5 protein-coding genes and 1 other annotated feature are annotated in these 6,435 nt (G+C 44.2%); of the genes, 4 read left to right on the top strand and 1 reads right to left on the bottom strand.

The window, feature by feature from the left end; genetic code table 11:
• The first annotated feature begins 89 nt into the window (after positions 1–89).
• Together CE058_RS18665 and argS are read left to right on the top strand one after the other, a co-directional pair.
• Positions 90–1,274, top strand: coding sequence for an FtsW/RodA/SpoVE family cell cycle protein (locus CE058_RS18665; protein ID WP_048008742.1), 1,185 nt, complete (start codon positions 90–92; stop codon positions 1,272–1,274).
• A 30-nt stretch (positions 1,275–1,304) separates the two neighbouring features.
• Positions 1,305–1,561, top strand: a binding site (T-box leader).
• Between the two features lie 51 nt (positions 1,562–1,612).
• A complete protein-coding gene (gene argS / locus CE058_RS18660; RefSeq protein ID WP_197087603.1) occupies positions 1,613–3,298 on the top strand; it encodes an arginine--tRNA ligase in 1,686 nt (561 codons plus the stop codon).
• A gap of 12 nt (positions 3,299–3,310) precedes the next feature.
• On the opposite strand, the gene CE058_RS18655 is transcribed toward argS, so the two are convergent.
• Complete coding sequence (locus CE058_RS18655; RefSeq protein ID WP_048008740.1) at positions 3,311–4,192, bottom strand: sulfite exporter TauE/SafE family protein; 882 nt, start codon at positions 4,190–4,192, stop codon at positions 3,311–3,313.
• Positions 4,193–4,358: 166 nt separating this feature from the next.
• Here CE058_RS18655 and CE058_RS18650 point away from each other — a divergent pair, with 166 nt between their 5' ends.
• Both CE058_RS18650 and CE058_RS18645 read left to right on the top strand, forming a co-directional pair.
• Positions 4,359–4,796, top strand: coding sequence for a Dps family protein (locus CE058_RS18650; RefSeq protein ID WP_048008739.1), 438 nt, complete (start codon positions 4,359–4,361; stop codon positions 4,794–4,796).
• Positions 4,797–4,935: 139 nt separating this feature from the next.
• Positions 4,936–5,829, top strand: coding sequence for an EamA family transporter (locus tag CE058_RS18645; protein WP_048008738.1), 894 nt, complete (start codon positions 4,936–4,938; stop codon positions 5,827–5,829).
• Positions 5,830–6,435 lie beyond the last annotated feature (606 nt).

The following is a 6,435-nucleotide window of genomic DNA, read 5'->3' as shown; positions in this document are numbered from 1 at the left end:
CTTTGATTCCTCTGAGTCTTGAATGGGGGTCTTACTGCCCGTTAGACTGCGATAAAAATGTAAAAAGGTAAAGAAACCAGGTGTATATAATGAACCAGAATAATAGATTCTCAGACCGATTCGATTGGACATTATGTTTTCTTCTGCTGCTGTTTTTTCTCATCAGCTGCATTGCGATTTACAGCGGACAATCCTCCAATCAATATGAAGGGAATTTTGTTATCTCACAAATCAAAAATTATATTGTTGGTGCCGTCATTGTAGGGATTGTCATGTATTTTGACAGCGAGCAAATCCGGAGACTCACATGGCTGCTATACGGTTTAGGCATCCTATTGCTTGTCGGGCTATTCATTGCACCGGAAAGCATCGCACCAGAGCGCAAAGGGGCTACATTGTGGTACATCATTCCCGGACTCGGTTCAGTGCAGCCTTCAGAATTCGTAAAGGTGTTCCTTATTATCGCCCTCAGCAAAATCATCGCTGATCATCATCTGAAGTATCAGGCTAAGACAGCCGGAACGGACTTTTTTCTCCTAATCAAACTAGGGACAGCCACATTGCTTCCATTAGGATTGATTATTATCGAAGACTTGGGCACCGCCCTTGTCATCATCGCGATATTAGCAGGAATCATCCTGGTATCCGGAATCACCTGGAAAATCCTTGTTCCGATTTATGGAATCCTCGGTGCTTTAGCAGGAACGGTTCTATACCTGGTGATCATAGCACCGGAGATTTTAGAGAAATACCTTGGGATTGACCCCTATCAGTTCAGCAGAATTTATTCCTGGCTTGATCCGGTCAATCATAAGCAGGGGGCCGGTATGCAGCTGTATAATTCCATGCTCGCTATCGGCTCGGGATTAATTTCAGGTAAAGGCTTTACTGACAGGCAGGTATATGTGCCAGATGCCCACACTGATTTTATCTTTAGCGTCATTGGCGAGGAATATGGCTTCTTTGGCGCCAGTGTAGTAATCAGCCTTTTCTTTCTGCTTATCTATCACTTAACGAAGACCGGCCTTGAGACGACGGATCCTTTTAATACCTATATTTGCGTCGGGGTCATCAGCATGATCACCTTCCATGTATTCCAAAATATTGGAATGACGATTCAGGTCCTGCCAATCACCGGCATTCCGCTTCCGTTTATCAGCTATGGCGGAAGCTCACTTATGGGAAACATGATGGCAATGGGACTGATTTTCAGCATTCACTACCATCACAAAAACTATATGTTTTCAACCGATTCAAATTATGTTGCAAAATAATTCCAACCGCGTATAATAACAGTAATATATTTAGTGTCTATGATGAAGAGAGTAGCAAAGGGCTCTTTCCAAAAAGCGAGACAGGGCCGGTGCAAGCCTGTCGGAAACCCTATTTGTGAAGCGCACTTCGGAGATGCATAGCTGAAAGAAAAGTAGGCTGTGCCGGGTTGGGAATCCCGTTACCAAACCCCTAAAGGAATGTGTTCAAATAAAATGAAACGTCCTTTCGCAAGAGGTCCTTTGGACAATCAGAGTGGTACCGCGGGCAGATTCAGCTCGTCTCTATATTTATATAGAGGCGGGCTTTTTTATTTTTCAGGAGGTGTGTGTGTAAAATGATCGATTTCAAAGCTATATTCACAGCTCAGCTGGCTTCTGTGCTGAATGGGCAGCTTTCTGAGGAAGCCATTTCAGACTTAATTGAAACACCAAAGAATCCGGCACATGGTGATCTTGCTTTTCCTTGTTTTACACTGGCAAAAGCATTCAGAAAATCACCTGCCTCCATTGCTGAAGAGGCTGCTTTCCTGATAAAAGGACCGTACATTGAAAAAGCGAAAGCTGCCGGGCCCTATATTAATATCTTTTTTTCCAAAGGAGCTGCTGGTGCTGACATACTGGAAGTAATCTTGAAAAAAGGAAAAGAATATGGGCTGCTGAAGGATGGTGCAGGAAAAACAGCCGTGCTTGATTTCTCTTCGCCCAATATCGCAAAGCCTTTTTCCATGGGTCATCTGCGATCAACCGTCATTGGAAATGCCCTTGGAAACCTCGCCGAAAAATGCGGTTACACAGCGGTCAGAATCAACCACTTAGGCGATTGGGGCACTCAATTCGGCAAACTGATCACCGCTTATAAAAAGTGGGGCAATCCGGATAAAGTGAAGGAACATCCGATCAAGGAGCTGCTCAGCCTATATATACGGTTCCATGTAGAAGCAGAGGCAGATCCATCCCTTGAAGATGAAGCACGTTCCTGGTTCAAAGAGCTTGAAAACGGAAATAAAGAAGCACAAGCCCTCTGGAATTGGTTTAGAGATGAATCATTGAAGGAATTTCAGCGGGTTTATGACAGGCTTGGCATCCATTTCAACTCATACAATGGGGAAGCTTTTTATAACGATAAAATGAAACCCGTCATAGAGGAGCTGATGGCAAAAGATCTGCTGGCTGAGTCTGATGGTGCAAAGGTCGTTCTGCTGCCTGATGAAGACCTGCCTCCATGTCTGATCAAAAAATCCGACGGAGCAACTCTTTATGCAACACGGGATCTGGCTGCAGCTTTTTATAGAAGGGAAAACTATCAATTTGATCACTCCTTATATATTGTCGGCCAGGAACAAAGCATCCATTTCAGGCAGGTCAAAAGCGTGATCAAAAAGATGGGGTATGAGTGGGCAGACAGTATGAAACATGTCCCGTTCGGCCTCTACTTAAAAGATGGAAAAAAGATGTCGACCAGAAAAGGCAGAGTCATCCTTCTGGAGGAGGTTCTGGATGAAGCAGTTCTTCTCGCAAAGAACAGCATTGAGGCTAAAAATCCCGGCCTGGAAAATAAAGATGAAGTCGCTGAAGCAGTCGGCATCGGAGCCATTTTGTTCCATGACCTGAAAAATGACCGCATGAACAATATTGAATTTTCCCTTGAAGATATGCTGACATTTGAAGGAGAAACCGGGCCCTATCTGCAATATACCAATGCCCGGGCCTATTCCCTGCTCCGCAAGGCAGACGATATACCATCTGCTGTAAATGGGCTAACCGATCCTTACAGCTGGGAAATCATTAAGCTGCTCTATCAATATCCTGAGAAAATCAGACAATCTTATAGGCAGCTTTCCCCTTCCGTTCTCGCTAAATTTCTGATTGAGGTGGCCCAGGCCTTCAATAAATATTACGGGCAGGTAAGAATACTGGAGAAGGATGCCGGCATGCAGGCAAGACTTGCCCTCGTCAAAGCAGTCACCATAGTTCTTACAGATGGAATGCAGACACTCGGCATGAAGGTGCCCCGCCAAATGTAAAAGGAGAAGCCGTTATGGCGTCTCCCTTTTTGCCTTTATTCGGGCTTTTGCTTTCTGCATTTTCACAAGACTTCTTACTAGAAATCCGCCGACAAAAATGGCCATCAGCACTAAACCGGCATAATTCAAATGTATTAATTTCAGAATCACACTTGCGACTGTCGCCATATATAAGGCTCCGAGCATATAGGTGATTTCTTCGTTCTCAAAATAGGAGGTAAGTTTTGCACCAAACTGTGAGCCAATAAGCCCTCCTCCTACGAGTGAAAATCCAATCCAATAATCAATGCTGACAGTGGAAACGTAGGACAGGAAACCTGCGGATACGATTAACATGACAGCAAACAAGCTGGTTCCTACCGCATTTTTCGGCATCAATCCTAAATAGGCGACCGATAAAGGCACCATAATAAAACCGCCGCCCACCCCTAATGTTGTAGAAACAAATCCTGCAAAAAACCCAATCAGCACCATCTTTAAAATGGAAGGCGAATGTTCAGAAGAGTGAACAGCATTGGCTGACTTTTCCCTTCTTTTCAGCATGCCCAAAGCAAAATAAGTCAGCAATATGATATAAAAAACAGGCACGGCCCATGTGTCCCAGCCTTTATTCTCAAGAAACAGAACAAATGGGTGGGCGGCCTGAGTAGCTGCCATTCCGCTTAATCCGAGTATCAGCCCCTGCTTAAGCTTTATATTCTTCAGCCTGATATGAGCGGAGATGCCTGAAAGGGACGTTCCAATCGAAAACAGCAAACTCGTGGTGATCGCTTCTACTGGAGAAAAACCAAAAAGCATAAGCGTTGGAGTAAGAATGAATCCTCCGCCTACCCCAAAAAAACCCGAGAGCACACTGATAAGCGCTCCGAGAATAATAAAGAAAACATATTCCATTTATATTCCTCACTAACTGTTTCTGCTATTAATCCGTACTATATCACTTTACCATAATTGGCCACGGTTATACTGACGTTACTTATTTATAATAATTATAAATAAGTATTGATTATAAATTAATATTTGTTATAATGAATATATAAATTACTTAGGAGGAATTATGATGGAAAAATTACATGAGTCATTAAACGTTCAAATTGCTAACTGGAGTGTCCTATATACGAAATTGCACCGCTACCACTGGTTTGTAAAAGGCCCTCTTTTCTTTACCCTTCATGAAAAGTTCGAAGAATTATATAATGAAGCAGCTGAAGTTGTCGATGAGGCAGCGGAACGCCTGCTTGCAATCGGCGGTTCACCTGGAGCAAGCTTAAAGGAATTCCTAAGCATTACGACTCTTGAAGAATCTAATGGGGAAAAGAAAGCAGAAGAAATGGTTGCTGCTCTTGCTTCGGATTATAAACATATTAAGGAACAATTAATCTCTTTAGCCCAGCTTGCCGAGGAACAGGAAGATCAAGTGACAGCCGACTTCGCCATCGGGTTAATGGAAAAATTGGATACGCATATTTGGATGCTGCAAGCCTACTTAGGAGAATAATCGATTTTGGCAAGAGAGTCAGTGAGAATGATCACTGGCTCTTATTTTTGTGCCGAAAAAATTTTTGCCTTTTGGACACTCTAAGGTGTTATGATTGACCTGATTGCTTCATTTCTATTTTCGGAAAGGAGTCTCCATAATGGCAAACTTAAAATATTCATTCTTTATTTTTCTGGGCGCATGCAGTTACGGCATTCTGGCATCCATTGTTAAACTAGGACTTCATGCCGGCCACACTGTTCCCGAACTGACCGGAAGCCAATATTTAATTGGGCTCCTTTTGTTATTGCTTTCTTTCCCATTTATCAAAAGAACGAAAATCACCCTTAAACAAGCGGCAGCTTTGTTATTGACCGGTGCCTCCTTAAGCTTAACGGGCATTCTGTATGGAATGAGCCTTGACCGGAACCCGGCCTCCATCGCTGTTGTTCTTTTATTTCAGTTCACCTGGATTGGAATTCTTTTTGAAGCATTATATGAAAGAAAGATGCCCAGCAAAGCAAAAATCATTTCTTCGATCCTGCTTATTATAGGAACAGTATTTGCAAGCAACCTGATTAATTCCGGGTCACATGCTATTCAAGCGGGTGGCCTGATTTATGGCTTATTATCTGCGGTTACATTTGCCGTTTTCATTTTTGCAAGCGGCAAGGCAGGCAAAGGGATTCCAACCATCCAGAGGAGCATCTTCATCACATTTGGCGGACTTCTTCTGGTTGCAGCTGTTTCAGGTCCCGTCTTGATAAGCGGCGGCATTCAGCTTGGGGGCCTATGGAAATTCGGCCTCTTGATGGCATTGTTCGGCGCTATTTTCCCTATTGTCTTCTTTGCAATCGGTTCACCCCACTTAGATTCAGGGCTTGCCACGATTGTTGGCTCTGCCGAACTTCCGGCCGCTGTTGCTGCCGCTATGCTGATCCTTGGGGAAAGGATATCAGAAGCACAGACTTTCGGGATTGTGCTGATCCTGATTGGTATCAGCATACCGCAGTTTTCATTTAAAAAAGCGGCAAAAAAGCGATTGAGCACGTAGGATTTTTTATGGCGGGATTCGCTGAGTACCGCCTGGGCCGGCGATCTGCTTGACGAAAGGAGGCTTTGGATGTCATTCCAGGGCCTTTTTTCTTTGTCTGCTGGTGTTTGTTTTGCGGGACTTTTATTGGAAGTGCAGCTTGGTTCGGACTTTGGATTAGTCTTTTCTGCTTTCTGTGTCCGAAGTTGGACCGGGTTCCGACTCTAACTGGCTCTTTTCTCCTTTCTGTGTCCGAAGTTGACCCTAGTTCCGACTCTAACTGGCTCTTTTCTCCTTTCTGTGTCCGAAGTTAACCCGAGTTCCGACTCTGATGCTCCTCTTTCTGCTTTCTGTGTCCGAAGTTGACCCGGGTTCCGACTCTAACTGGCTCTTTTCTCCTTTCTGTGTCCGAAGTTGACCCTAGTTCCGACTCTAACTGGCTCTTTTCTCCTTTCTGTGTCCGAAGTTGGCCAGGGTTCTGACTCTAATGCTCCTCTTTCTGCTTTCTGTGTCCGAAGTTGGACCAGGTTCCGACTCTGGCCTGCTCTTTTCTCCTTTCTGTGTCCGAAGTTAACCCGAGTTCCGACTTAAACTGGCTCTTTTCTCCTTTCTGTGTCCGAAGTTGGC

Source organism: Bacillus sp. 22-7 (assembly GCF_010628845.1).
GTDB classification, from domain to species: Bacteria; Bacillota; Bacilli; order Bacillales; family Cytobacillaceae; genus Cytobacillus; species Cytobacillus firmus_B.
This window is presented reverse-complemented; position numbering and strand designations above follow the sequence as displayed.

Excerpts from the sequence above, each read along its gene's own strand:
- CE058_RS18655 (WP_048008740.1), bottom strand. The coding sequence starts at position 4,192 with ATGGAATATGTTTTCTTTATTATTCTCGGAGCGCTTATCAGTGTGCTC.
- CE058_RS18645 (WP_048008738.1), top strand. The coding sequence starts at position 4,936 with ATGGCAAACTTAAAATATTCATTCTTTATTTTTCTGGGCGCATGCAGT.
- CE058_RS18650 (WP_048008739.1), top strand. The coding sequence starts at position 4,359 with ATGGAAAAATTACATGAGTCATTAAACGTTCAAATTGCTAACTGGAGT.
- CE058_RS18665 (WP_048008742.1), top strand. The coding sequence starts at position 90 with ATGAACCAGAATAATAGATTCTCAGACCGATTCGATTGGACATTATGT.